Raw genomic sequence first — 713 nt, forward strand, 5'->3', positions numbered from 1 at the left:
ACCCTTCGGTGGTTTCAGGGGTTTGGTCTGCTGGCATTTTAACTTGGAATTGCGCCGCTAAATTCATCGCATTGACCATTTTGCCTTTAGCCGTACCTGGATGAACGCTTACGCCATGGAAAATCACATCAGCGCTTGCCGCATTGAAGTTCTCATATTCAAGTTCGCCTTGCGGGCCACCATCGATAGTGTATGCCCATTTCGCGCCAAACTTCTCAACATCAAACAAATCCGCACCACGACCGATTTCTTCGTCCGGCGTAAAACCGATACAAATGTCACCATGAGGAATGTCTGGATTCTCAATCAACATCGCGATCGCAGACAAAATTTCTGCAATGCCCGCTTTGTTGTCCGCGCCAAGCAACGTTGTGCCATCGGTGGTAATCAAATTGTGGCCGTGTAGGTTGTGCAAGTCTGGGTACTGAACCGGAGACAACACTTCGTCTCCCAACCCAAGTGCAATATCACCACCTTGATAGTCTTCAACAAATTGCGGATTTACGTTCTTACCAGACGCATCTGGTGCAGTATCCATGTGGGCGATAAAGCCGATTGGTGGAACATCGTAATCAACATTCGACGGCAGTTTTGCCATCAAGTAACCGTGTTCATCTAAAGTCACATCGCTCAAACCAAGATCTAGCATCTCTTGTTTCAACAACTCTGCAAAAACGAGTTGGCCAGGTGAACTTGGGCATTGGGCCACATGG

At 48.0% G+C, this 713-nt stretch carries 1 protein-coding gene; it reads right to left on the reverse strand.

Translation table 11 applies throughout. The features are described 5' to 3' along the window. Window positions 1–713, reverse strand: a 713-nt coding sequence (pepT, locus tag R7044_RS25455) for a peptidase T (RefSeq protein WP_225456027.1), incomplete at both ends; no start/stop codon positions are given.

It is taken from the genome of Vibrio sp. 1402 (assembly GCF_033340275.1).